A 23,327-nucleotide genomic window follows, 5' to 3' on the forward strand; every position below is an offset into this window, starting at 1 on the left:
TCAGCGGTATTGGGCGAACACATCAGCCAATGGCGCAGTCGACTCACGCAAAACAATACTGGGCGTCACGATACGTTGATCGATCGGCAGTTGGGGTGTTGCTATTCGTTGCAGTAACAATTCGGCCGCAGTCTCGCCCAATTGCAGGATCGACTGGCCGACCGTCGTCAGCGCGGGGTAGACGTAGCGCCCCATCTGGATGTCATCGAAACCGATGACCGACAGCTCGCCCGGCACCCGCACATTGCGCTCGGCGGCGGCGCGCAGCACGCCAAAACCAATCATATCGTTGCTGGCGAAAATCGCGCTGGGCGGGTGTTGCGATAATAACTCTACGGCTGCGGCATACCCGCCCGTGCTGGTGAAATCGCTTTCCAGGGTACGACTGGCCAACACCTCGATGCCCGCCTCACGCAATGCACGCTGGTAACCCGCCAGGCGCATCTGCGCCACGCGGGTATGCCCAGGGCCGCCGATACAGGCGATGTCCCGGTGCCCCAGTTCAAGCAAGTGCCGGGTCGCCAGGTAAGCGCCCTCTTCGTGATCGATGCGCACCAGGTCCACATCAATCCCATCCAGCGCCCGGTCGACAATCACCATGGGCGTGCGCACTGCACTCAAGCCCGCGGCAAGGCCACTGTCATCGCCGCCCACGGATGTCACGATCAAGCCATCGACGCGCTTTTCCAGCAACACGCGCAAGTAACTGCGCTGTTTCTCTGCGTCGTCATCCGAGTTGCAGAGGATCACGCAATAACCATTACGCTCGCAGTAATCCTCGATACCCCGAGCCAGTTCGGCAAAATACGGGTTGAGGCTATTGGGCACCAGCAGGCCGATGGTGGCCGTGGTCTTGGCCTTGAGCGAGCGTGCGACGGCACTGGGCACGTAGTCCAACTGCTTGATCGCCGCCTCGACCTTGATGCGTACCGGCTCGCTGACTGGGCGCGTCTTGTTCACCACATGGGACACGGTGGTGTAGGAAATACCTGCAAGCGCTGCCACATCCTTGATCGTTGCCATGGTTCAGCCCCGCCGACTGGCGCGCTGGCTGCGGTAAGTGTCGAGGACCACGGCAATCACGATCACGGCACCAGTAATGATGCGTTTAGTCGGTTCCGTCGCACCGATCTGTGCCAGCCCGGCGGCCAAGACCGAAATAATCAACACCCCGAAGAACGTACTGATGACCGAGCCACGCCCGCCCATCAGGCTGGTGCCGCCGATCACCACGGCGGCGATCACTTGCAGCTCCAGGCCCGAACCGGCATTCGGGTCCGCCGCTTCCAGGCGCGAAATCTGGAACAGCGCCGCCACACCGGCCAGCAGGCCCATCAGGCTGAACACCAGAATCTTGTATGGCTTGGGGTTAATACCCGCCAGGCGCACCGCTTCTTCGTTGGTACCGATGCCGATCAGGTAACGCCCGAACACAGTACGGGTCAGCACCAACTGGGCCGCGATGATCACCAGCAAGGCGATGATGAACGACGGGGAAATACCAAAAGCAATCGGGTTGGACAGCCAGGCAAACGAGTCACCGATATAAGCGGTGCGCGAGCCCGTCATCTGGTAGGCCACGCCGCGGGCCATCTCCAGCACGCCGAGGGATACGATAAATGAGGGAATGCGCCAGGCCACCGTGATGGAACCGGTGATGGTGCCGGCCAACGCCGCGCAGCCCATGCCCAACAGGGCGGCGGGCAACACGCTCCAGCCCCAGCCCAGGATCGCCACGCTGACTGCCGAGGCTGCCAATGCCAACACCGAGCCCACGGACAGGTCGATGCCGCCAATGATCAGGATGAAGGTCATGCCCACCGCGAGCACCATCAGGTCAGGAATCTGGTTGGCCAGGGTGCTGAAGGTGTCATAGGACAGGAAGTGATCGCTGAGCACCGAGAACAGCGCAATCATCGCCAGCAAGGCACCTGCCAGCCCCAGGTAAGTACCCAGGCCATAGAAGTTGCCGCCAGTTTTACCGGGGGAAATGCTTGTTTTCATGGGGTATTCCTAGGCGCGGCTTCGTTGAGCAGCGCATCACGTTTCTGATAGCCGGCAAAGGCGGCGGCGAGCAATTCGTCCTGGGTCCAGCTGTCACGCTCGAAGGTCTCGATCAGCCGCCCGGCGGACAACACACCGATGCGGTCACAGATCAGCATCAGCTCACGCAGGTCACTGGACACCACTACCAGCGCTTTGCCCTGACGGGTCAACTCACCGAGCAAAGCGTAGATGTCGAACTTGGCACCGACGTCGATACCACGGGTGGGCTCATCGAACAGCATCACCGCGCAATCGCGCTCCAGCCAGCGGCCAATCACCACCTTCTGCTGGTTACCACCCGACAGCTCGGACACCAGTTGCGTCGGGCTGGAACTGCGGATACGCATGGCGTCGATCTGGCGCTTGGCCAGAGCGGTTTCGTTGCGACTGTTGACGACGCCACCGCCGGAAATTTCCGGCATGTTGCCCAGGGCGATGTTGGCGCTGATGGATTGGGTCAACAGCAGGCCCTCACCCTTGCGGTCTTCGGTGATCAAGGCAATACCATGACCGACCGCGTCCACCGGCGAGCGAATGCTCACCACCTTGGCCGGCGAACCCAAGGCCACGGTGCCGCTGTCGGCCGGGTCGGCGCCGAAGATCAGGCGCAGCAATTCGGTGCGGCCGGCGCCGATCAGGCCGGAAATGCCATAGATTTCACCGGCGCGCACTTCAAAGGACACATCGCGGACCTTGTCCGAACGGGTCAGGCCCTTCACCGTCAAGGCCGGGCCTCCGATGGTGCGCGGGCCCAAATCGATGTGTTCACCCAGTTCGCGACCGACCATCAAGGTCACCAACTGCTCACTGTTGTAATTGGCCATCGGCTCGACGCAGACCAGCTTGCCGTCGCGCAATACCGCAATGCGCTGGGCGACACGGGCCAACTCTTCGAGCCGGTGAGAAATATAAATGATCGCCACGCCTCGAGCCTGCAGGCGCGTGATTTGTTCGAACAGCATCTCGACTTCACGAGCAGTAAGCATCGCCGTGGGCTCGTCGAGGATCAGTACATGGCAGTCGCCGATCAGGTTACGGGCGATCTCGACCATTTGCTGGTGACCGATGCCCAGGCTGCCCACCAGCGTGTCCGGGTCGATCGCGTCCAGGCCGACTTGGGCCATGGCTTCGATCGCGGCTTTGCGCAGTTGTTTGCGGCTGATCCAGCCACAGCGGCTCGGCAGGTTATCCAGGAATAGGTTCTCAGCCACGGTCAGCGTCGGCAGCAGGTTGAGTTCCTGCATGACCATGCGCACGCCCAAGGCTTCGGCTTGGGTGCGGCTGGCGGGGCGGTAATCCTGACCATTGAATTGCATGTGCCCGGTAGTGGGCGTGACCAAGCCACCGATGATCTTCGACAAGGTGCTTTTGCCTGCGCCGTTCTCACCGGTCAGCGCCAACACTTCCCCGCGATTGAGCGTCAGGGTGATGTCGGACAGAACCGGTTGGGCATAGGTCTTACCGATACCGCTGACCGAGAGGACAGCGTTCGGGGCGGAAGATGACATAGGAAAATCTCCAGGCGCCCGCTCAGGACGAGCAGGCGCTGTTGGGTACTGCCAGGATTACTGCTTGATGACGAGCTCGACCGGGGTTTCGATCACGCCATCTTTGGCATCGACTTTCTCACCCTTGACCAGCTTCAGCGCGTTCTGGATACCAAACACGGCTTGCTGGGCAGCGGCCTGGTCAGCGGTGGCCAACACACGACCGTCCTTGAGCATTGGTTTGATCGCGTCAATGTTGTCATAACCCACAACCAGCACCTTGCCGGCCTTGCCTGCCGCACGCACGGCGGAAACAGCGCCCAGGGCCATGTTGTCGTTACCGGCCAACAGCGCCTTGATATCCGGTGTTTCGCTCAGCATCGCTGCCGCGATCTTGTTGCCTTGGTCGATTTCCCAGTTACCGGATTGGGTGGAAACAATCTTCATGCCTGCCGCGTCCATCGCATCCTTGAAGCCTGCGGTGCGCTGCTGGGCATTGGTGGTAGTGGGGACGCCCTCGATGATGCCGACCTTGTCACCGGCGGCCAGTTGCTTGGCCAGGTAGTCGCCCACCAGCTTGGAGCCTTTGCGGTTATCCGGGCCTACGAACGGGATATTGAGGTTTTTGCTTTTGAGTACTTCCGGGTCCAGGCGGTTGTCGATGTTGACGACTTTGATACCGGCATCGGAAGCTTTCTTCAGCACACTGGCGAGTGCCTTGGAGTCGGCGGGAGCGATGACAAGCGCATCGACCTTGGCGTTGATCATTTCGTTGACAATGGCGATCTGCGCGCTGGTATCGGTTTCGTTCTTGATGCCGTTGGAGATCAACTTGAATTCTGTTGCGTGCGCTTTCTGGTAGTCCTTCGCACCGTCGGTCATGGTGACGAAAAACTCATTGGCAAGGGACTTCATCACCAAACCCACGGTAGGCGTTTTGGCAGCGTCATCGGCAAATGCAGAAGAGAGAGGCAAAGCGGCGGATGCGGCAGCAAGCACAGCAACAGCAAGAAGACGTCCAGCAAATGGCAGCTTCATGGGTTTACTCCGATCTTATGATTATTGTGAGCAACGCTTGCACCGAAGACCCCTTCGGCAGCCCTCCCACCTGGGCGGCTGATACGAGCTGTCACGATGTGCCAAGGGCGCAGTGAAACATCTCGCAAACGTTTGCGTTGAGCAAACTATGAGAACCTTGTCGAGATTTGTCAACGGTAGCAGCAAGGCTTTCATGGACGCCCTCCAGGCCCTTCCTTCAGCTATCGGCCGCTGATACGTTTAAGCAAGCTCGCCCTCTCTGACCTTCGCTGAAACGACAGCCTGGGGGGCGAATGATCATGCAGGGTGCCCGGACAAATGGTGAACGCTTTTCGGACAACCGAACACCACAGCCCTTCTCGTTCGGAAAGCCGGACAGCACCGACCCCCACCAAACCGAAATCTTGCTTTAAGTTGTTTTAAATCAATAAGTTAATTTAAAAAAACCAACATACTCAGCCTGGTACAAATCCTGCTCTTTCTCAGCACCTCGCGGCGTTCAGAACCGCCCGGGTGTTCTAGATGAACCTGCTACAGCACTCATCAAAAACCAGAGAGAAAAATAATGAAATCTGCATTGAAGAACGTTATTCCGGGCGCCCTGGCCCTTCTGCTGCTGTTCCCCGTTGCCGCCCAGGCAAAGGAAGTTGAAAGCAAGACCAAACTGTCCAACGTGGTCATCCTCGCCACCGGCGGCACCATCGCTGGCGCCGGCGCCAGCGCGGCCAACAGCGCCACCTACCAGGCAGCCAAAGTCGGCATCGAACAACTGATCGCCGGCGTTCCTGAGCTTAGCCAGATCGCCAATGTTCGCGGCGAACAAGTAATGCAAATTGCGTCGGAAAGCATCAATAACGAAAACCTGCTGCAATTGGGTCGCCGTGTCGCCGAATTGGCCGACAGCAAGGACGTGGATGGCATCGTGATCACCCACGGCACCGACACCCTTGAAGAAACCGCCTACTTCCTGAACCTTGTGGAAAAAACCGACAAGCCTATCGTGGTCGTCGGCTCCATGCGCCCAGGCACCGCGATGTCGGCAGACGGCATGCTCAACCTGTACAACGCCGTTGCGGTCGCAGGCAGCAAGGAAGCCCGCGGCAAAGGCGTGCTGGTGACCATGAACGACGAGATCCAATCGGGTCGCGACGTCAGCAAGATGATCAACATCAAAACCGAAGCCTTCAAGAGCCCATGGGGGCCAATGGGCATGGTCGTTGAAGGCAAATCCTACTGGTTCCGCCTGCCGGCCAAGCGTCACACCATGGATTCTGAGTTCGACATCAAGACCATCAAAAGCCTGCCTGACGTTGAAATTGCCTACGGCTACGGCAACGTGAGCGACACCGCTTACAAAGCATTGGCCCAAGCGGGCGCCAAAGCGATCATTCACGCCGGTACCGGCAATGGCTCGGTATCGTCCAAGGTCGTTCCAGCATTGGTGGAATTGCGCAAGCAAGGCGTGCAGATCATTCGTTCTTCCCACGTCAACGCCGGTGGCATGGTTCTGCGTAACGCCGAACAGCCAGACGACAAATACGACTGGGTCGCCGCCCTTGACCTGAACCCGCAGAAAGCCCGCATCCTGGCCATGGTCGCACTGACCAAGACCCAGGACAGCAAGGAACTGCAACGGATCTTCTGGGAATACTGATCCCTGCTGATTCACCTGTAGATGCTTTTGTGGCGAGGGAGCTTGCTCCCTCACCATATTCAACCCCTCTCCCCCCGCACCTCAACAAACTTCCTGATTCGCTGTCAGACGAACTTCTTGAAATTTAAGCAGTTGCGAAATTTCCTACAGTTAAATACTGTATGTGCGTACAGCCAATTAAGGAATGTTCTGTGGCAAAGCCCTCTTCCGCAGCCCCTGCATCGCCTGACGCCTACCAGCGCCTGGCTATCCGCGTGCAAAAAATCATCAATTCGACCAACGCCCAAAAAGCCAAGGCAGCGTTGATCTTCCGTTTACCCGATGAACCGGAGACCGATTGGCAACGTTTACTGGAAGAGATTTCGGAAAACGACAACGTCACCCTCGCCTATCGAGATGACGGTGGCGTGCAGATTTTCTGGGTTGTGCCGAAGGAAGATTGATTCAATGAGTGCCCGTTTTATTGCTGTGTGCTGTCTGTTTTTAACCGTCACCGCCAACGCCCAAGCCCCTCGAACCTTCAGCGAAGCCAAGAAAATCGCCTGGAAGCTCTACGCGCCGCAATCCACCGAATTTTATTGCGGCTGCAAATACACCGGTAACCGGGTCAACCTGAAAGCCTGCGGTTACATCCCCCGCAAAAACGCCAACCGCGCCGCGCGCATTGAGTGGGAACACATCGTACCGGCCTGGCAAATCGGGCATCTGCGCCAATGCTGGCAAAATGGCGGGCGAAAAAACTGCACGCGCCATGATGAGGTGTTCAAGCGCGCCGAGGCAGACCTGCACAACCTGGTGCCGAGCATCGGCGAAGTGAATGGCGACCGTAACAACTTCAGCTTTGGCTGGCTGCCGGTGCAAAGCGGGCAGTATGGCTCATGCCTGACCCAGGTGGACTTCAAGGCAAAGAAAGTCATGCCGCGCCCGTCCATTCGCGGAATGATCGCACGTACGTATTTTTATATGAGCAAGCAATACGGCCTACGCCTGTCGAAGCAGGACCGGCAATTGTATGAAGCCTGGAACAAGACCTATCCGGTGCAAACCTGGGAGCGCCAGCGCAACCAGACCGTGGCTTGCGTGATGGGGCGCGGCAATGAGTTCGTCGGCCCGGTCAACCTGAAGGCCTGCGGCTGAACGTGGGCGGGGCTGCCCGCCCACCTGGCCTGCTGCTACTGCGCAGCCTTGTGTTCGATGATCTCCGACACGGTGTCGTTTTTCTTGGCCCGTGCCATTTTTTCGTTTAGCAGCGCCTGCTTGGCTTCGGCCTCGGCTTTGGTCGCGAACGGCCCCAATAGCACCTCATCCTTGCCGTCGACTTTGACGATATAGAAATTGAAGCCGTGTTCCAGCAACCAGGCGGTCAGGTCGGTGATCGCCTGCAGCTTGTGGTCCGGCGGGCCGACCCGTATATCCCACTCCTGAGCGGCAATCGCACCGGTTTGCGGCAGGCTTTCGGTCACGGCAGGCTTGGCCTTGGGGGCATCGACCGACTTACCTTCACCGCATCCGGCCAACGCCAACACCACAATTGCCATCGCTACTTTACGCACTGCCCTGCTCCTTTGAGGATCAAAGAGGCAACTTTACCATTCACTGTCTATTCTGGCCGTCATAAACGTTGGCTTAAACAATGCGAATCATGTATCGCGACCTGTATGATACCGCCATGGGAATTAATGTCGCCTCTATGCGTCCTAGAAAGAGGCAGTCACAGGGAAGCGCTTCGCAGTAAGCTACACACATCCGACACCTACCCTGTCTGAAACATGTGTCCTTAAAAGTAATTCAAGGAGAAGTCCATGCTTATACTCACCCGCAAAGTCGGTGAAAGCATAAACATCGGTGATGACATTACGATCACCATCCTGGGCGTTAGCGGCCAGCAAGTACGAATCGGCATCAACGCCCCTAAGGATGTTGCCGTGCATCGCGAGGAGATTTACCAGCGTATCCAGGCCGGCCTGACTGCACCCGATAAAAACCAGACGCCTTGAAACGCCTCCAGTAGCCAGCCTTTTCGTTCACTGTAACGGCTGGCGAAAACCCAATTGGCCTGCTCGCGTTTCCCCGCGTGACCAGCGCGCCTTGAGCTTTCCCTTCGCTGCAAGATGAAACTGTCAGGGTATCCGGAACTTGTCGCGCTATTGGCAGCCCAATTTCTGACACTTTATCCTGCCATCCGAGTGCATTTCAGGAACACGTCGATGAGGCCAGCCGCGTCGCAATCCCTTGTTTCCAGATCCTGGATGATTGCCCTGTTGATAGGGCTGACCTTCGTGGCACTCGGGTGTGGCCTGAGAATGGAAGTTGAAGGGGCCGATCCCGACACCCATTCCTGGGTGGATCTGGCGCTTCTACTCTGTGGCTACCTGCTTGTGTTCTGCCTCAAGCCCATCCAGAAGGTGATCTTGCGCAAGCTGTGTCAGCGCGCCGCTCATCGCGCCCATGAAAAAGCCGCACGCTGAGGGAGTTTAGCGGTTATCGGATCGCCGGTATTTACACCGCCGCACCACCACCTATCATTGGGCTTGCGTTGCGCAGCTAATCAAAGGTGCAAAAGCAGATGGACACCCTCAACAAATCCCAAATCGAAAAAGCCTTGGCAGAACGCCTGCCGAGCTACAGGGTTGAGTGCACGCTGCATGCCGACGGCACCCTGTCAGCCGTGCTCAGCGGCCCAGAGACCGATCACTTCGCGATTACCGGCATCGTGCGTGCGCACTATCACGGTACAGAGGCCATCAACCAGCTCGCCACCGAGATACTCAGGGAAATGGTGATGTCGCGCCAAGGCATGAAAAACAGCCGGTTGCAGGCGCTATCAGACTCCCTCGACTGCCTGGAAGGCCGAGACCGGTAACGGACTTAAGGACAGCAAGCCATCAGCCCCACGCTCGGCTTTCAACGCACTATATTCCTCGATGCAAGCATGGGCAGTCATCATCGGCGCCATGTGTGTCGAGGTCACCACCATGATATCCGCCCCCGCCGCTTCCCCAGCCTGAATGCCCACTGTGACGTCCTCGAACACCAGGCAGTCTTGCACCGGCACGCCCAGGCGCTGGGCACCCAGCACATAACAGGCCGGATCGGGCTTGCCCGTCTTTACATCTTCGGCTGTCACCAGTACCGCCGGCACCGGAATGCCCGCCGCTTGCAGCCGGCGCACGGCCAACGCTTTTGGCGCAGAGGTGACCAACGCCCATTGATCGACGGGCAGGCTGGCCAAAAACGCCACCGCGCCGGGAACTGCCACGATGCCTTCGACATCGTCCAGCTCAGCCTCGGTGATCCACTGGGCTTCTACCTGTGGATCGACACCCGGCAACGCCTGGCGGGTGATCGTATCAATTGCGCGGGCACCATGAATGGTGTGCAGGAACGCTTCCACATCCAAGCCATGCCGTGCAGCCCAGATGCCCCACACGCGCTCCGCAGCCGCAATGGAGTTGAGCAGGGTCCCGTCCATATCGAACAGAAAGGCGCGGTAACGCCGGGTAAATACGTTTGGAGTTGGGCTGGACACTGCACGGCTTCCTCATGGGCTGGGCCCCTGCAATCTACGGATCACCTTGACGCTTGTAAACGCCGAGATCTGGCCCGTCAGTTCCGAGGCAAAAATGACGAACTTGTCATGATCCTGTTGGTTGGCTGTTGGGGTCGCCTGGTTACCGTGAGCTCACTACCCACCCGGAACGTGAGACACCACCATGAAACTGATTGCCCTGGGCTTCGCCGCTTTGCTCGTCACTGGCTCGGTATTCGCTGCCGACGCCGCCCCTGCCGCCAACGTGATCCATGACAAGACCGGCTTCTTCGTGCACCTGGATGTCGCCAAGGTGCTGTCGAGCACCGACACCTACGGCCAATGCGGGGTTGTGCCGGCGCAACTGCGCTACCTGGACCACCAAGACCGCGAACATGTGCTGGATTACCAAGTCCAGGGCACCGGTTGCGCCAATGACAATTGATCGGGCTACACTGGCGCAACTTATTGAAGCAGAGCACTTCCCATGAACATCCTTGTAGTCGAAGACGAACCCAAGGCCGGCAATTATCTGCTCAATGGCCTGCAGGAACTGGGGCATTGTGTGAGCCTGGCCCGCGATGGCGTGGACGGTTTGCACCAGGCCCTTGAAACGCCCTTCGACGTGATCGTACTCGACGTGATGATGCCGAAAATGGATGGCTGGGAAGTGCTGCGTCGCCTGCGCAAAGAGGCCGATACGCCGGTGCTGTTCCTCACCGCCCGCGATGACATCGCCGACCGCATCAAAGGCCTTGAACTGGGTGCCGATGACTACCTGATCAAGCCCTTTTCGTTCGCCGAACTGGTGGCGCGCCTGCGTACCCTCAACCGTCGTGGCCCGAGCCGGGATGAAGAGCAACTGCACATCGCCGACCTGCACATTGACGTACTCAAACGTCGGGTCACCCGCGCCGGCACGCGCATTACCCTGACCAACAAAGAGTTCGCCCTTCTGCACCTGTTTGCCACGCACCAGGACCAAGTGCTGTCCCGCTCGCTGATTGCTTCGCGGGTATGGGACATGAACTTCGACAGCGACACTAATGTGGTGGATGTCGCCGTGCGCCGCCTGCGCCTGAAAATCGACGACCCGTTCCAGCTCAAGCTGATCCACAGCGTGCGGGGCATTGGCTACCGCTTCGATACCCAGCCATGAGCCGCCAGCACCCTTACTCCCTGACCCTGCGCCTGGCATTGATCTTCGCCCTGCTCGCCTTCGCCCTGCTGGCAACCCTGGGCGTGGCGCTGTACCGGGAGCTGGAGCGCGAACTGATCCGCCGCGATGACGCCGCGCTGATATCGCGAGTGGATCAGTTGCGCAACCTGCTTAACGACAGCAATACCTTGGACTTGATCAAGACCAAGCCAGAGCTGTTCCAGAACATGTTGGGCAACCGCGAATCGGTGCTGAGTATCGCCGCACCCGGCCAGCAGCCGCTGCTGCTGGTAAACCCGGGAAATATTGAGTTGCCGTCGATCCAGCCGCTGCCCAAGGATCACCGGCTCATATTGAGCGACGTGCAACATTTGCCAGGCCTGAACGGCATTCCCTTCTCGCTGGTGGCCGTGGACATCGACTCCGGCGACCTGGGCAGCTTGCAAATCACCAGCGGCCGCCTGATGACCGAGCGCACCGCCGTGCTCGCCAGTTATCGACTCAGCGTCTACATCCAGGCGAGTATCGCCGCGATCATCCTGGCGCTGGTGGGTTACCTGCTGGTTCATCGCGGCTTGCTGCCGTTGCGCCGCCTGGCCCGGCATGCCCAAGGGATCGGCGTCAGCAACCTGGCCGAACGCCTCGACAGCCAAGGCGCGCCGAAAGAATTGCTGCCCATGATCGACTCGTTCAACACCATGCTTGAGCGCCTGGCCAAAGGCTTTGTACAACTGGGCCAAGTGTCCACCGATATGGCCCACGAACTGCGCACCCCGATCAACAACCTGCTCGGCGAAACCCAGGTGGCCCTGCAGCAGCAGCGCAGCATCGAGAGCTACCAGCAACTGCTGGCCTCCAATGTCGAAGAGCTGGAACGCCTGGCGCGAATGCTCGACAACATGCTGTTCCTGGCCCGCACCGACCCCGCCAGCGCACTGCGCCAACGCCAGGCGCTGGACGCGGCGGATGAAGTGGAACGCATCGCGGATTACTTCGAGGGGCTGGCCGGTGATGTGGACATGCACATCACGGCCTTGGGCGAAGGGGTGATCTGGGCTGAACCAATGCTGCTGCGCCGTGCCTTGGCCAACCTGTGTGCCAACGCCATCAAGTATGGCGCGCCGGGCTCGGAGCTGAGTATCCAGGCAGTGCCGGATGGCGCGGGCATCAACCTGAAAGTCAGCAACCAAGGCCAGACGATCCCGGCTGAGCACCTGCCGCGGCTGTTCGAACGGTTCTACCGGGTCGATGAATCCCGCGAGCGGTCATCCCAGTCCAACGGCCTGGGACTCTCGATCGTGGCGACCATCATGCAGCTGCATAACGGGCGGTACCGTGTAAGCAGTGAAGATGGCGTGACCTGTTTTGAGTTGTTTTTCCCCGGCCGTGAAGCCTGAGGGCGCTGCACCTCAATCAAACGCACCGTTCAGAACTTCGTAGATGATACCGGTCGCAATGGCCACCAATATCAAGTCGGTTCCCGCTTGCTGCCATTCGTAACCATCATAACGAGGCAACTGCCCCAGCAAGCGGCCGTCCAGCTTCTTGGCGATACCAGGCGGCAGGGGCTTGCCGCGTGCCAGGTTTTTCTGAATGCCAGGCGGTAAGGCTGGCCCTGGGCGCCAATAATCGCGGTGACCGCCCAGCACGTTCAGTACAAGACCGCGATCAACGCTGAAGTCATTTCTGGATTGGCCGCCCTTGTCTTTGGCCTTACCCGGCCCGCCCTGGGCATTACCTTTGTTATTACCGTGACCTTTGCCGTTGTCCTGCCCACCATAGGCATCACCCTTGTTATTGCCTTGGCCTTTGCCATTACCTGGATCTGCAAGGGCAAGGCCACTGGTGACGGACAGTGCAAGCGACAACGCAGCCGATACAAGTTTCGTACGCTTTAACATGGCGACTTTCCGAGGCAAGGGTGTGCTGGAACTGTAGTTGAAATTGCAACACAGCGTACAGCTGTCAGCTGATCTGGCCACCGGCAAGGACGACATCCGCCTGGGTTTGCCAGGCTGCCAGCGCCGCAACCCGCAGCCCTTCCACGGTTGTCGATAGCACCATCGACGGCTCGCTCGATCCGGGCAAGCCGGGAACGTGAATAAACCCACTGCGCACCCCAGTCCCCACCAAGGCGTGCTGCAAACGATAAAACACCTGGTTGCACACAAACGTCCCCGCCGTCTGCGATACCGAGGCCGCAATACCCGCCTCACGCACCGCCTTGACCATGCCCTTGATCGGCAACGTCGAGAAGTACGCCGCCGGGCCGCCCTCCACCACTGAGGTATCAATTGGCTGAACGCCCAGATTGTCGGGAATACGCGCATCGTTAACGTTGATCGCAACGCGCTCGATGGAAATATCACTGCGCCCAGGCCCCAGGCCCGTGGCGATGACCATTGCCGGCTGCAGTTCGTTGATCAACTGCAGCAAGGTCTCGGCGGCGGTGGCAAATGCGCAGGGCAAGCAACGCGCAACTATCTTCACGCCCTCGCTCAACGGCACACCGTCCAACTGGCGCACGGCCTCCCAAGAAGGGTTTACCGCCGCCTTATCAAAGGGCTCGAAGCCCGTCAGCAATACGTTTTGCACAATGACCTCACATCAACAGGTAAAGCAGCACGATATTGACCACCAGCATCATCAGCGCCGTGGGTATCTGGGCCTTGATCACCGCATTTTTGTCCGGCAGTTCCAGTAGCGCCGCCGGTACGATATTGAAGTTGGCCGCCATGGGCGTCATCAACGTACCGCAATAGCCCGAGAACATACCAATGGCCGCCATCACCGCAGGGTTGCCACCGTAAATCCCCACCAGCACCGGCACGCCGACGCCACCGGTCATCACCGGAAAGGCCGCAAAACCATTGCCCATGATCACGGTAAACAAGGCCATGCCCAGCACATAGACCATCACCGCCACCAACTTGTAGTCCAGGTTGATGTAGGTGGTGGTGACATGAGCGACCGCCGTGCCCACCCCGGCCTCATTGAACAACAGCCCGAGCATCGCCAGCATTTGCGGAAGCACCATGGCCCAGCCCAGGGCTTCGGTCAGGCGACGGGATTCGCGTAACGCTTGTACCGGCGTATCCCGGGTCAGCCAGCAGGCCAGGCCAAGGGCAATCAGGCAACCGATGCCCAGGGAGACGAAGGTGGTGTTCTTCGGGTCCAGCAGCGGTACACCACCGATTTCGGTGTGTTTGAGCAACACTGAGCCAATCACCGTGGTCAGCGGAATCGCCAACGCCGGGATGAACAATTTGTGGCCCAGGCGCCCGGCACTGGCGCGAGACGCCTTGTCGTGCAATTGGGCATGCTGGCCACGACCAACGCCGCCCAAGCCCGCAATCAATGCCATCACCACCACACCCACTCCGATGACCACCGAGGGCAGCCGCTCGCCTATAAGGAACGGTACGGCGAACAACAACCAGAACAGCGCACTGGACCAGCGCTTGGGGTGGGAACGGTCGAGCAGGATCATGCCGGCGGTGATCAGCAACAGCACACCCGCCAGCCAGTACAGGTATTGAATGGAAATAATCATTGAGCAGCCTCCACTGGGGCGGTGGCCGAGCTCATTTCGCGGGTCAAGCGCCGGTCGAAACGATGCAGCCGGACAGCGTGGATGATGAAGGCACAGATCGCCGTCGGGATGCCCCACACCGCAATGTGCAGCGGCTCCACATCAATCCCCGAGCCGAGCAGGAAGGTGTGCATCAACGCAATCGCACCAAAGGCCACGAAGATGTCCTCACCAAAGAACAACCCGACGTTGTCGGTGGCAGCGCACATGGCCAGTACCTTGTGGCGTAGCTTGTCAGGCAGCTTGCCATAACGTTTTTCTGCGGCGCCCTCGGCCATCGGCGCCAGCAGCGGCCGCACCATCTGCGGATGCCCACCCAGGCTCGTCAACCCCATGGCCGCCGTGGACTCACGCACAAACAGATAGATGATCAACAAACGCCCGACCGTGGCGCGTTCGAAGCGTGCAATCCAGTTCTGCGCATGCAGGCGCAGGCCATGGCGTTCCAGCAGGCCAATCACCGCCAGCGGCAATAACAGAATCAGTTGCAAGGCACGGGTCTGAAGGAAGCCATCGCCCATGGTGGCGAGAATTTTTTCCAGCGGGAACTGGGCGGCAAGCCCGGTGGCGATGGCGGCCGCGGTGACCACCAACAGCGGATTGAAGCGCAATACAAAGCCGACCACGATGACAAGTACGCCGATCAACGGCCATAAGTTCACAACAGTTTGCATGGCGAAGAGGTCCTTTAGTGCGCGCTGCGGCGCCATTACAGCAGGATGTGGGCAAAGGGCTCACAGCATGAAAATGGCGTGCAATCGGCTCGGTTTTTTATTGTTGACCTGGAAGGTCGAGCGTCAGTGGCGGCAACTTTGCTGCCTGGGGACGGGGGTGTCCAACAAGAAAAATTGTTGCTGCAAACCAATAATTTTTGTGGGGGGATGGCATCGGGGGTACGGCACCATGGAGAGATTCAGCGCAGTTTTTTTGGAAAAGACGTGAGGATGAACTCGCTATGGCGTCGGCAGGGAAAATTCCTGATCTGCACCTATACTCCACGGTGCAGCTGTGTGTGCTTGCAGTTCATTCACGGTGTCACGCCGACAATGAGGGTTCCCGCTATGTATGCCGGACAAATGAGTAATATGGCGACCACGCTTGGCGAAATACGCTGCCAGCTGTTCGCCCAGGTAATTTGCCTGCTGGCGGTGGCGACGCTTTTCGCCTGATTGGACATACAAGCCCTGAAAGGACGCCGCCCGGCGTCTTGACTTTCCTTTGCCCAAATTTCAGGCAACAAAAAAGGGCCCACCTTTCGGTGAGCCCTTCCAGACCGCCCAGCAGAGCGGATTTTGTTTGGTAGGCGCGATTGGACTCGAACCAACGACCCCCACCATGTCAAGGTGGTGCTCTAACCAACTGAGCTACGTGCCTGCTGTGAGGCGGCATTCTACGGAATTCCGGAGGGGTGTCAACATCTTTTTTGCAGCTAACCCTATGAATATGCGAATTTTTTATTTGCGTCGGGTACACCCGTGATTTCCGGGTGGCTGGCAGGCAATTTTCAACTCAGGTAGGATCGGCGCACTCGTAAAAAATATAAAACAGAGGTTCCAGAATGGCGAACACCCCCTACCCCCAGTCGTATTACGCCGCTTCTGCGAATGAAGTCCCGCCCCGTCCTGTGCTGCAAGGTGAAGTCGAGACCGACGTGTGCGTGATCGGGGCTGGCTATACCGGGCTTTCCAGTGCGCTGTTTTTGCTGGAGAAGGGCTTTCGCGTCACGGTGCTGGAAGCCGCCAAGGTCGGTTTTGGTGCTTCGGGCCGCAACGGTGGGCAGATCGTCAACAGTTACAGCCGCGATATCGATGTGATCGAGCGCAGTGTCGGGCCTCAGCAGGCGCAGTTGTTGGGGCAGATGGCGTTTGAAGGCGGCAGGATCATCCGTGAGCGCGTGGCCAAGTATCAGATCCAGTGCGACTTGAAGGACGGCGGCGTGTTCGCCGCCCTCAATAGCAAGCACATGGGCCACTTGGAGTCGCAGAAGCGCCTGTGGGAGCGCTACGGCCATACGCAACTGGAGTTGTTGGACGAGCACCGCATCCGCGAAGTGGTGGCCTGTGACAACTATGTGGGCGGCCTGCTGGACATGAGCGGCGGTCATATCCACCCGCTCAACCTGGCGCTCGGTGAAGCCGCGGCCGTGGAATCCCTGGGCGGCACGATCTATGAGCAATCGGCAGCGGTGCGCATCGAGCGCGGCGCTAATCCGGTGGTGCATACCGCCGAAGGCAAGGTCAGGGCCAAATTCATTATCGTCGCGGGGAACGCTTACCTGGGCAATCTGGTCCCGGAGCTGGCGGCCAAGTCGATGCCGTGTGGCACCCAAGTGATCACCACGGCGCCACTGGGCGATGAAGTAGCCAAGACTTTATTGCCACAAGATTACTGTGTCGAGGACTGCAACTACCTGCTCGACTACTACCGCCTCACCAGCGACAAGCGCCTGATCTTCGGCGGCGGCGTGGTGTATGGCGCGCGGGACCCGGCGAATATCGAAGCGATTATACGGCCGAAAATGCTCAAGGCATTTCCGCAACTGAAGAACGTGAAGATCGACTACGCCTGGACTGGCAATTTCCTGCTGACCCTGTCGCGTTTGCCGCAGGTCGGTCGCCTGGGTGACAACATCTATTACTCCCAGGGCTGTAGCGGCCATGGCGTGACGTACACGCACCTGGCAGGCAAAGTACTGGCAGAGGCCTTGCGGGGTCAGGCAGAGCGTTTTGATGCGTTTGCGGGTTTGCCGCATTACCCGTTCCCGGGTGGGCAAATGTTGCGCACGCCGTTTGCGGCGCTGGGGGCTTGGTACTACGGGTTGCGAGATAAATTCGGGATGTAAACACTGTAGGAGCGAGCTTGCTCGCTCCTACAGGGCTGCGCTTCAGAGCCGGTCGCGAGCAATCCCGCTGCGAATCCGCACGATATCCGCCAATACCGCCAACGCAATTTCCGACGGCGTCCTGCTCCCCAGGTTAAGCCCGATGGGCGCGTGTATCCGCGCCAGTTCAGGCTCCCCCAACCCACCGATGCGGCGCAGTCGCTCAAAGCGCTTCTGCGAGGTCTGCAACGACCCCATCACGCCAATGTAGAACGCGTCGGTACGCACCGCTTCCATCATCGCCAGATCGTCGATACGCGGGTCATGCGTCAGCGCAACCACCGCCGTATCACGGTGACAGCCGCCATCGGCAATAAACACCGACGGCAACTGGCGACGAATCTCCACGCCATTGAGCACCACGCCTTCGAGCACTTCATCGCGTGGGTCGCAGAGAATCACTTCGAACCCGAGGCCGACTGCAAACTCGGCACACGCCTGCGCCACGCTGGAGTACCCGGCCAGCAATAGACGCTGAGCCGCACCGACGCGGAGGCGCACCCGCTCACTGTCACGCTCGATGCGCGCGCCCTGCTCACAATCAGCGACCAGGCGGCGCGCCCCGCTGGCCAGGTCGACCTGGCGAATCAAGCGCCGCTGCCCGAGCAGCGCCGACTCCACTTCACGCAGGTGCGCCTGCACCTCGCAGTCAGGCTCGAACTTCTCAACCAATACTTCGAGAATGCCGCCGCAGGGCAGGCTGACCCGCGAGCGCGGATCGTCCCCTGCGCCGTAGCGCACCACGTTGACCGCATCGAGAAACGCACCGTCAGCGACGCGTTCGAGAAAGTCTTCCTCGACGCAACCACCCGACAACGACCCAATCCACTGCCCTGCGGCGTTCACTGCCAGCAACGAACCCGGCGCACGCGGCGCCGAGCCGTAGGTGGCCAGTACCGTACAGAGCCAGATGCGTTGCCCGGCCACCGACCACTCCAGCGCCCGTCGTATCACCTGCAGGTCCAGATGCTGCATGTCAGTGCGCCTTGTGCTCGATGGACGGCGCCTCAGCCTGCAACTTCTGCACATCGCTCACCGCCAGCTCCGCCGATTGCCCGCCCCAGCCTTGGCGCAGGTAATTGATCAGATCGGTGAGTTGCGCCGGGCTAAGTTTTCCAGCGAAGCCCGGCATCGGTTGCATGTGCTCGAACCCGGAGAACTTCTGCTCACCGATCCCGTCCTCGATCACCCGCACCAGGTTGCGCGGGTCTTCCAGACGCAGCGTGGTGTTGCCGCGCATCGCCACCGCGATGTGCGGCTTGCCTTCACCACCGGCGGCATGGCAACCGGCACAGACGTTCAGGTATTCCTGGCGGCCGCGCTGAGCGCTCGGGCCGAGCTTGTCCACCGGCACTTCGACCAACGCCTTGGCTGCCGGCGGTTTATCGCCGAGCAGGAAGGTCGCCATCGCGGCCAGGTCCGCATCGCTCAGGCCCTGGGTGCTGTTGTGGAACACCGGGAACATCTCGTTGAACATCGTCCCTTGTGCGCTCATGCCGTGCTTGAGGAACGTGGCCAGGTCCTGCTCATTCCAGCCGCGTGCGGCCAGGTCCGTGGCGAGCAGGCTGGGCGCCAGATAGCCATTGAGGATGCCGCCGGTCAGGCGCTTGTCCAGCTCCATCGCACCGGGCAGGCCACGTGGCGTGTGGCATTCGCCGCAGTGGCCGAGCACTTCGACCATGTACTGGCCGCGCTTCCAGGCTTCGCTCTTGCCTTCGGCCGGTTCCAGTTTCAGCGCTTTGCCGTACAACACGTTCCAGCCCATCAAGCCCAGGCGCACGTTGAAGGGAAAGCTCAGGCTCGTGACCGGCGCTGCGCGCTCGATCGGCTCGATGGTTTTGAGGTACGCATGAATGGCGTCCGAGTCTTCACGCGGCATCAGGTGGTACGAGGTGTAGGGCATCGCCGGATACAAGTACGCACCGTCGCGACGCTTGCCTTCGGTCAACGCAGCGAAGAACTCGTCATCGCTGTACAAGCCGATGCCGTGTTCTTTGCTTGGCGTGATATTGGTGCCATAGATGGTGCCAAACGGCGAGACAATCGGCAGGCCGCCGGCAAACGGCGCACCGCCCGGTGCAGTGTGGCAGGCCATGCAGTCAGCGGCGCGGGCGAGGTATTCGCCGCGCTTGGCTTGATCATCAGCGTGGGCAAACAATACCGGCGCGGCCAGGCCGGCCGCCAAGGCCAAGCGGGTCAGAAAAAGCTTCATGCTTAACCCTCCTTGACCAGGCCGAGATCGGTCAGCACGTTGCGGGTGGCGTTGTAATAACGCACGTACCCGGTACAACGGCAGACGTGATGACCGAGGCTGTCCTCGATGATTTGTTCCAGCTTGCTGTACACGGTCGGCTGGCGTTGCAGTTTCTCCACTAACACGGTCGCCGCATTGACGAAGCCCGGCGCGCAATAGCTGCACTGAAAGGCGAACTCATCCACGAAGCGCTGCTGGATCGGGTTGAGCTCAGTGACCTGGCCCGACTCATCGCGCTTGGCGTGGCCTTCGATAGTGCGCACTTGCTTGCCTTCAAAGTAATGCGCGCCGGTGATGCAGGTGCGCACTTCTTCGCTGGTGCCGTCCGGGTTGTCGACGATCACCACACAGGCGTGGCAAATGCCTTGGCCACAGCCCAGCCGCGAGCCCGTGAGGTTTTTGTATTCGTGCAGGTAGTCGATCATCGGCAGGTCATCAGGGATGTCCACCGGGCCGACGGGTTGACCATTGAGGGTCAGTTGAAGCGGACGGTTAGCCATTGAGGGCCTCCTTGATGCGTGCAGCCGTGATTGGCAGGTCGCGAACACGTTTACCGATGGCGTGTGCCACCGCATTACCAATGGCCCCGACAATCGGGATCATCACCACTTCAGCGATACCTTTGGACGGGTCGCTTGGCGACAGCGCCGGCAGAATCTCCGAGGTCTGTTTCCATACGGCAACGTGACGCGCCATCGGCAGACGGTAGCGGTTGAAGTTCCAGTCGCCCTCCCCCGGCCCGCCTTCGTACAACGGCATTTCCTCCATCAACGCGTGACCGATACCCATGGCCACTCCACCTTCGAGCTGGCCTTTGACCAACTCTTCAACCAGCACACGCCCGCACTCGACCCATGAATGGTGATTGAGCACTTCGACCTGCGCCGAACCCTTGTTGACCTTCAACTCGACCAACGTGGCGACGGGGCTGTAGTACGTCACCGCAGCGTTATTCAACTGGGTGGCGGGATAGCTGACGTTCTGGCGATCGAGCAGGTGGAAACCGGCAGTGCTCATCAGCGCCTGCTTGGCTTTCGGTGCGCCATCGCCGTATTTCACCGCCAGACCGTCGAGCGGCAGGCGCTCGCGCACACCGTCGATGCTGTACTCAGCCTCGGCCCAGCTCCAGCGGTTGAACCCGTGGACCGTGGCAGCGGTGACCAGGCCGCGCTCATGAGCGCGCTTGGCCAGTTCTTCAAAGCTCAATGGCTGCATGCCGTTGGCAGTGAGCTTGCCGTCCACCCAATGTGCGTCTTCGCGGCGCACCACATAGGGGTTGGCCTGGCCGCCGAACGGGCCCTGGCGCCAGATCTCCAGCGCCGCTGGCCACAGGCCGTGGTTGAACAGCACACGCGCCGCTTCACGGGTGGCGTGGCTGAAGTAGTACGCCGAGTTGGTCGCGGACGACGCCGACGCGAGCTTGCCCACCCAACGCGGGTTGCGCAGCAGGTTGTCCTGCTCGGCCTGGCTCATGGTGTAGGGGTTGCCGCCGGTGACCAGTTGCATTTCCTGCCATTGTGTTTCGCCGGTCTTCACTTCGTGGGCCGGGCTGCCAAGGAAGTCGGCGACCACCAGCGATTGCGAAGTGGACATGCCGGTGCCGATTTCGATCCCGATGTGGCGCAGGCTGATGCGGCCGTCAGCGCTGAATTCAACACTGGCCATCGGCGCTTCGGAACCGGTGCCGAAGTCTTTCTGGCAGATGGCAAAACCGACGCCATACCAGTTATCCGGGTCTGCGGCTTCGCGCTGTTGCTTGATCGCGTCGCGGTTTTTCCATACGTCGTGCGCAGCGGCCTTGTCGAGAATTTCGTGCAGCCGCAACGCACCGGCAGGGATCGCTCCCTGGGTGTTCTTCATGCCCGAACGCAGTGCGTTCTTGCGCCGCAATTCAATGGCATCCACACCGAGGCGACCGGCGATTTCGTCGACCATCATTTCGGTCGCCGCCATGCTTTGCAGGGTGCCGTAGCCCCGCATCGAACCGGCTTCAACGCCACGGGAATGGTACGCGGTGACTTGCAGGTCGTTCTGCGGCATGTAGTAGATCGACTGCGCCGCCGTGGCGCCGACCGCAGCCACCGACGGGCTGTAGTTGATCCGGCCACCGCCGTCGACGCTCATGTCGGCGAGGAAGATTTTGAAGCTGTGGTCGTTCTTGTCGACCGCCAACTGATAGCGGATATCGAACGGGTGACGCTTGATGCCGCTCTGGAATTGCTCGTAACGATCATTGGCCAGACGCACCGGTACACCGGCGCCATACAACGCAGCGAGGGCGGCGTAGTAGACGAAAATGTTGTGGTCTTTGGAACCGTAACCCACGGTATAACCCGGATGCGTGTTCAGGTGGGCCAGGCCGAAGCGCGACGGCGAGATCATCTTGGCGGTCTCGGTCGCCACTTCCAATGGGCACTGGGTGGCCACCACAAAGTGTAGGGTCTTGGTCGCCGGATCGTACCAACCGTTGCCGTTGTCCGGCTCCATGGCGGCCGGTTCGATCGATGGGGTTTTGTAGCGCTCGTCAAACACCAGCCAGTTGTCCGGTGGCGTGTTGATCTGGCTCTTCATGCGCTCGGCGTAGAACAGCCCGCGCTCGGTCAGGTTGCCGTGCAGGTTTGGCTGGGAATTCCACACCGGGCGACGGTTTTTCAGCATCGGGAACAGGATCGAATCCTTGAGGCTGGCGAATTCGTCTTCGTCGGCCGAGGTCGGGCCACCCACGCGCACGTAGCGGAAGCTACCGTAGGGGTCACCTTCGTAATACGGCACTTTGGCACCGTAACGAATCGCCTTGTCATTGAACTTGAGCTTGTTCTTGGCCTGACGGAAACGCTCGAAGTCGTTCCAGATCAGGATCGCCACCGGGTGACCGATGAACATCGGCACTTTGCCCTCGGGCAACAACGGATCCGGCGCATGTTCTTCCGGGAAGACGATACCGTCTTTGTCCAGGTCGGCAGCGGTGACAATGCGGTCCGGCTGCAACTCGGCGCCAAGCCACGACAGGTCGTAGCCCGCGTAGATGTGGTCGGCCTTGATGGTTTTGAGCAACATGGCGTGACCTTGCTGCTGGGGCCAGCCAGGCATGTCCTTGGAACGGATGTCGCGGGCAAACACCTTGCTGCCGCAGACTTTCGACAAGGCATCGTTACGCTGGCGCGCCTTGCCGTTATGGCCGAGCCACTTTTCAGACGGCACGGTCACGCTGTTTTCCATCAAGGCAGCCAGCGCCTGGGTGCTGAGCGGCGTGAGCGTGACACTCACACCCGCCACCAGCCCGCCCTGAAGGAACGAGCGCCGGGTTATTTCACGGTTGGACATGGATCATCCTCTGAGCGGTTATAAATCCGCCCTTATGGTTAAGTACACCGAATCTGGAGACTTGCAGAAGCCTTTCTCGACGAATCAAAAGGCCATGATGACAGTGCAAAGTTGACCGAAGGGTTAACTTTAAAGGTTTCTGCGCCTGCGGCAAATAACCACATTGAAATTTTTTGACACAAGAACGCAAAAACGGCCGACAGAATCGAAATGATCTGTCGGCCGTTTGCCGATAATGAGCGCTGGTGGTAGCGAAGAAGATGAGGTTTTTTCCAAACCCCAGACACAAAAAACCCCGGTCTTTCGACCAGGGTCTTTGCTATCGGATCAAGGTGAGCCAGTGGCTTTCCTTGTGCTTCAAGG

The 23,327-nt window shown here is 59.7% G+C and carries 24 protein-coding genes and 1 tRNA gene; 10 read left to right on the top strand and 15 right to left on the bottom strand.

Going from position 1 to position 23,327, the window contains the following annotated elements; genetic code table 11:
- The 4 genes from AB9N64_RS07865 to AB9N64_RS07880 are packed head-to-tail and all read right to left on the bottom strand — an operon-like array spanning position 1 to position 4,571.
- Positions 1-1,023 carry a LacI family DNA-binding transcriptional regulator gene (locus AB9N64_RS07865; RefSeq protein WP_014719128.1) on the bottom strand — a complete coding sequence of 341 codons (1,023 nt, stop codon included), beginning with the start codon at positions 1,021-1,023 and terminating at the stop codon, positions 1-3.
- Between the two features lie 3 nt (positions 1,024-1,026).
- Positions 1,027-2,004 carry an ABC transporter permease gene (locus AB9N64_RS07870; RefSeq protein WP_003192502.1) on the bottom strand — a complete coding sequence of 326 codons (978 nt, stop codon included), beginning with the start codon at positions 2,002-2,004 and terminating at the stop codon, positions 1,027-1,029.
- Positions 2,001-3,554, bottom strand: a complete 1,554-nt coding sequence (locus AB9N64_RS07875) for a sugar ABC transporter ATP-binding protein (protein ID WP_019820902.1) — start codon at positions 3,552-3,554, stop codon at positions 2,001-2,003. The genes AB9N64_RS07870 and AB9N64_RS07875 overlap by 4 nt, the downstream gene beginning before the upstream one ends.
- Positions 3,555-3,611: 57 nt before the next feature.
- Entirely contained in the window at positions 3,612-4,571 is a 960-nt protein-coding gene (locus AB9N64_RS07880; RefSeq protein WP_102666119.1) for a sugar ABC transporter substrate-binding protein, read from the bottom strand.
- A 565-nt stretch (positions 4,572-5,136) separates the two neighbouring features.
- Between AB9N64_RS07880 and AB9N64_RS07885 the strand changes: the two genes are divergently transcribed.
- From AB9N64_RS07885 to AB9N64_RS07895, 3 genes are all read left to right on the top strand, one after another.
- The gene (locus AB9N64_RS07885; RefSeq protein ID WP_019820900.1) at positions 5,137-6,225 is read left to right on the top strand and encodes an asparaginase; all 1,089 of its coding nucleotides are present in this window, start codon (positions 5,137-5,139) and stop codon (positions 6,223-6,225) included.
- A gap of 191 nt (positions 6,226-6,416) precedes the next feature.
- Positions 6,417-6,668 (top strand): DUF1654 domain-containing protein, encoded by a 252-nt coding sequence (locus AB9N64_RS07890; RefSeq protein ID WP_014719132.1) that lies wholly within the window; start codon positions 6,417-6,419, stop codon positions 6,666-6,668.
- A gap of 4 nt (positions 6,669-6,672) precedes the next feature.
- A complete protein-coding gene (locus AB9N64_RS07895; protein WP_014719133.1) occupies positions 6,673-7,362 on the top strand; it encodes an endonuclease in 690 nt (229 codons plus the stop codon).
- A 35-nt stretch (positions 7,363-7,397) separates the two neighbouring features.
- Here the strand turns inward: AB9N64_RS07895 and AB9N64_RS07900 are convergent, their stop codons facing one another.
- Complete coding sequence (locus AB9N64_RS07900; RefSeq protein WP_019820896.1) at positions 7,398-7,763, bottom strand: SPOR domain-containing protein; 366 nt, start codon at positions 7,761-7,763, stop codon at positions 7,398-7,400.
- Positions 7,764-8,027: 264 nt separating this feature from the next.
- Between AB9N64_RS07900 and csrA the strand changes: the two genes are divergently transcribed.
- The 3 genes from csrA to AB9N64_RS07915 all read left to right on the top strand — a co-directional run bounded on the left by csrA (position 8,028) and on the right by AB9N64_RS07915 (position 9,088).
- The gene (gene csrA, locus AB9N64_RS07905; RefSeq protein ID WP_003192511.1) at positions 8,028-8,222 is read left to right on the top strand and encodes a carbon storage regulator CsrA; all 195 of its coding nucleotides are present in this window, start codon (positions 8,028-8,030) and stop codon (positions 8,220-8,222) included.
- A gap of 210 nt (positions 8,223-8,432) precedes the next feature.
- Entirely contained in the window at positions 8,433-8,693 is a 261-nt protein-coding gene (locus AB9N64_RS07910) for a hypothetical protein (RefSeq protein WP_014719135.1), read from the top strand.
- A gap of 98 nt (positions 8,694-8,791) precedes the next feature.
- Positions 8,792-9,088 (top strand): hypothetical protein, encoded by a 297-nt coding sequence (locus AB9N64_RS07915; protein WP_014719136.1) that lies wholly within the window; start codon positions 8,792-8,794, stop codon positions 9,086-9,088.
- Here AB9N64_RS07915 and AB9N64_RS07920 read toward each other — a convergent pair.
- Positions 9,050-9,754, bottom strand: a complete 705-nt coding sequence (locus AB9N64_RS07920; protein ID WP_371360150.1) for an HAD-IA family hydrolase — start codon at positions 9,752-9,754, stop codon at positions 9,050-9,052. The genes AB9N64_RS07915 and AB9N64_RS07920 overlap by 39 nt on opposite strands.
- A 184-nt stretch (positions 9,755-9,938) precedes the next feature.
- On the opposite strand from AB9N64_RS07920, the gene AB9N64_RS07925 reads away from it, so the two are divergent.
- Genes AB9N64_RS07925 through AB9N64_RS07935 form a run of 3 tightly spaced genes read left to right on the top strand, consistent with a single transcriptional unit; the run spans position 9,939 to position 12,310 of the window.
- On the top strand, positions 9,939-10,199 hold the full coding sequence (locus AB9N64_RS07925) for a DUF2790 domain-containing protein (protein ID WP_014719138.1): 261 nt from the start codon (positions 9,939-9,941) through the stop codon (positions 10,197-10,199).
- Between the two features lie 42 nt (positions 10,200-10,241).
- Positions 10,242-10,913 (top strand): heavy metal response regulator transcription factor, encoded by a 672-nt coding sequence (locus AB9N64_RS07930; RefSeq protein WP_003192516.1) that lies wholly within the window; start codon positions 10,242-10,244, stop codon positions 10,911-10,913.
- Entirely contained in the window at positions 10,910-12,310 is a 1,401-nt protein-coding gene (locus AB9N64_RS07935; RefSeq protein ID WP_020300940.1) for a heavy metal sensor histidine kinase, read from the top strand. Before AB9N64_RS07930 ends, AB9N64_RS07935 begins: the two co-directional genes overlap by 4 nt.
- A 12-nt stretch (positions 12,311-12,322) precedes the next feature.
- Here the strand turns inward: AB9N64_RS07935 and AB9N64_RS07940 are convergent, their stop codons facing one another.
- The 5 genes from AB9N64_RS07940 to AB9N64_RS07960 form a co-directional block, all read right to left on the bottom strand.
- Complete coding sequence (locus AB9N64_RS07940; protein ID WP_014719140.1) at positions 12,323-12,814, bottom strand: anti-virulence regulator CigR family protein; 492 nt, start codon at positions 12,812-12,814, stop codon at positions 12,323-12,325.
- 64 nt (positions 12,815-12,878) lie between these two features.
- Positions 12,879-13,508 (bottom strand): pyroglutamyl-peptidase I, encoded by a 630-nt coding sequence (gene pcp / locus AB9N64_RS07945; protein ID WP_032903936.1) that lies wholly within the window; start codon positions 13,506-13,508, stop codon positions 12,879-12,881.
- A 7-nt stretch (positions 13,509-13,515) separates the two neighbouring features.
- The gene (locus AB9N64_RS07950) at positions 13,516-14,466 is read right to left on the bottom strand and encodes a DUF979 domain-containing protein (RefSeq protein ID WP_019820885.1); all 951 of its coding nucleotides are present in this window, start codon (positions 14,464-14,466) and stop codon (positions 13,516-13,518) included.
- Positions 14,463-15,179 carry a DUF969 domain-containing protein gene (locus AB9N64_RS07955; protein ID WP_197865080.1) on the bottom strand — a complete coding sequence of 239 codons (717 nt, stop codon included), beginning with the start codon at positions 15,177-15,179 and terminating at the stop codon, positions 14,463-14,465. The genes AB9N64_RS07950 and AB9N64_RS07955 overlap by 4 nt, the downstream gene beginning before the upstream one ends.
- Positions 15,180-15,802: 623 nt before the next feature.
- Positions 15,803-15,879 (bottom strand) — tRNA-Val (locus tag AB9N64_RS07960).
- A gap of 184 nt (positions 15,880-16,063) precedes the next feature.
- Between AB9N64_RS07960 and AB9N64_RS07965 the strand changes: the two genes are divergently transcribed.
- Positions 16,064-17,347 (top strand): NAD(P)/FAD-dependent oxidoreductase, encoded by a 1,284-nt coding sequence (locus tag AB9N64_RS07965; RefSeq protein ID WP_371360151.1) that lies wholly within the window; start codon positions 16,064-16,066, stop codon positions 17,345-17,347.
- A 42-nt stretch (positions 17,348-17,389) separates the two neighbouring features.
- Here AB9N64_RS07965 and AB9N64_RS07970 read toward each other — a convergent pair whose 3' ends face one another.
- From AB9N64_RS07970 to AB9N64_RS07985, 4 genes are read right to left on the bottom strand one after another with little or no spacing between them, the layout of a single operon-like run.
- A complete protein-coding gene (locus AB9N64_RS07970) occupies positions 17,390-18,361 on the bottom strand; it encodes an XdhC family protein (RefSeq protein WP_014719145.1) in 972 nt (323 codons plus the stop codon).
- Position 18,362: 1 nt separating this feature from the next.
- Complete coding sequence (locus AB9N64_RS07975) at positions 18,363-19,598, bottom strand: cytochrome c (RefSeq protein WP_060767761.1); 1,236 nt, start codon at positions 19,596-19,598, stop codon at positions 18,363-18,365.
- Positions 19,599-19,600: 2 nt separating this feature from the next.
- Positions 19,601-20,140: a (2Fe-2S)-binding protein gene (locus AB9N64_RS07980; protein WP_014719147.1), complete on the bottom strand. Its 540-nt coding sequence runs from the start codon at positions 20,138-20,140 to the stop codon at positions 19,601-19,603.
- Entirely contained in the window at positions 20,133-22,964 is a 2,832-nt protein-coding gene (locus tag AB9N64_RS07985) for a xanthine dehydrogenase family protein molybdopterin-binding subunit (protein WP_371360152.1), read from the bottom strand. Before AB9N64_RS07985 ends, AB9N64_RS07980 begins: the two co-directional genes overlap by 8 nt.
- Between the last annotated feature and the right edge of the window lie 363 nt (positions 22,965-23,327).

The sequence above is a fragment of the Pseudomonas sp. KT_2_4 genome (genome assembly GCF_041410225.1).
GTDB lineage: Bacteria > Pseudomonadota > Gammaproteobacteria > Pseudomonadales > Pseudomonadaceae > Aquipseudomonas > Aquipseudomonas paracarnis.

Bases quoted from the DNA above. Each gene is read 5' to 3' on its own strand.
- AB9N64_RS07915 (WP_014719136.1), top strand. From the start codon at position 8,792: ATGGACACCCTCAACAAATCCCAAATCGAAAAAGCCTTGGCAGAACGC.
- AB9N64_RS07875 (WP_019820902.1), bottom strand. From the start codon at position 3,554: ATGTCATCTTCCGCCCCGAACGCTGTCCTCTCGGTCAGCGGTATCGGT.
- AB9N64_RS07895 (WP_014719133.1), top strand. From the start codon at position 6,673: ATGAGTGCCCGTTTTATTGCTGTGTGCTGTCTGTTTTTAACCGTCACC.
- AB9N64_RS07950 (WP_019820885.1), bottom strand. From the start codon at position 14,466: ATGATTATTTCCATTCAATACCTGTACTGGCTGGCGGGTGTGCTGTTG.
- AB9N64_RS07880 (WP_102666119.1), bottom strand. From the start codon at position 4,571: ATGAAGCTGCCATTTGCTGGACGTCTTCTTGCTGTTGCTGTGCTTGCT.
- AB9N64_RS07930 (WP_003192516.1), top strand. From the start codon at position 10,242: ATGAACATCCTTGTAGTCGAAGACGAACCCAAGGCCGGCAATTATCTG.
- AB9N64_RS07870 (WP_003192502.1), bottom strand. From the start codon at position 2,004: ATGAAAACAAGCATTTCCCCCGGTAAAACTGGCGGCAACTTCTATGGC.
- csrA (WP_003192511.1), top strand. From the start codon at position 8,028: ATGCTTATACTCACCCGCAAAGTCGGTGAAAGCATAAACATCGGTGAT.
- AB9N64_RS07865 (WP_014719128.1), bottom strand. From the start codon at position 1,023: ATGGCAACGATCAAGGATGTGGCAGCGCTTGCAGGTATTTCCTACACC.
- AB9N64_RS07985 (WP_371360152.1), bottom strand. From the start codon at position 22,964: ATGTCCAACCGTGAAATAACCCGGCGCTCGTTCCTTCAGGGCGGGCTG.
- AB9N64_RS07940 (WP_014719140.1), bottom strand. From the start codon at position 12,814: ATGTTAAAGCGTACGAAACTTGTATCGGCTGCGTTGTCGCTTGCACTG.
- AB9N64_RS07970 (WP_014719145.1), bottom strand. From the start codon at position 18,361: ATGCAGCATCTGGACCTGCAGGTGATACGACGGGCGCTGGAGTGGTCG.
- AB9N64_RS07955 (WP_197865080.1), bottom strand. From the start codon at position 15,179: ATGCAAACTGTTGTGAACTTATGGCCGTTGATCGGCGTACTTGTCATC.
- AB9N64_RS07975 (WP_060767761.1), bottom strand. From the start codon at position 19,598: ATGAAGCTTTTTCTGACCCGCTTGGCCTTGGCGGCCGGCCTGGCCGCG.
- AB9N64_RS07885 (WP_019820900.1), top strand. From the start codon at position 5,137: ATGAAATCTGCATTGAAGAACGTTATTCCGGGCGCCCTGGCCCTTCTG.
- AB9N64_RS07935 (WP_020300940.1), top strand. From the start codon at position 10,910: ATGAGCCGCCAGCACCCTTACTCCCTGACCCTGCGCCTGGCATTGATC.
- AB9N64_RS07900 (WP_019820896.1), bottom strand. From the start codon at position 7,763: ATGGCAATTGTGGTGTTGGCGTTGGCCGGATGCGGTGAAGGTAAGTCG.
- AB9N64_RS07925 (WP_014719138.1), top strand. From the start codon at position 9,939: ATGAAACTGATTGCCCTGGGCTTCGCCGCTTTGCTCGTCACTGGCTCG.
- AB9N64_RS07965 (WP_371360151.1), top strand. From the start codon at position 16,064: ATGGCGAACACCCCCTACCCCCAGTCGTATTACGCCGCTTCTGCGAAT.
- AB9N64_RS07980 (WP_014719147.1), bottom strand. From the start codon at position 20,140: ATGGCTAACCGTCCGCTTCAACTGACCCTCAATGGTCAACCCGTCGGC.
- AB9N64_RS07910 (WP_014719135.1), top strand. From the start codon at position 8,433: ATGAGGCCAGCCGCGTCGCAATCCCTTGTTTCCAGATCCTGGATGATT.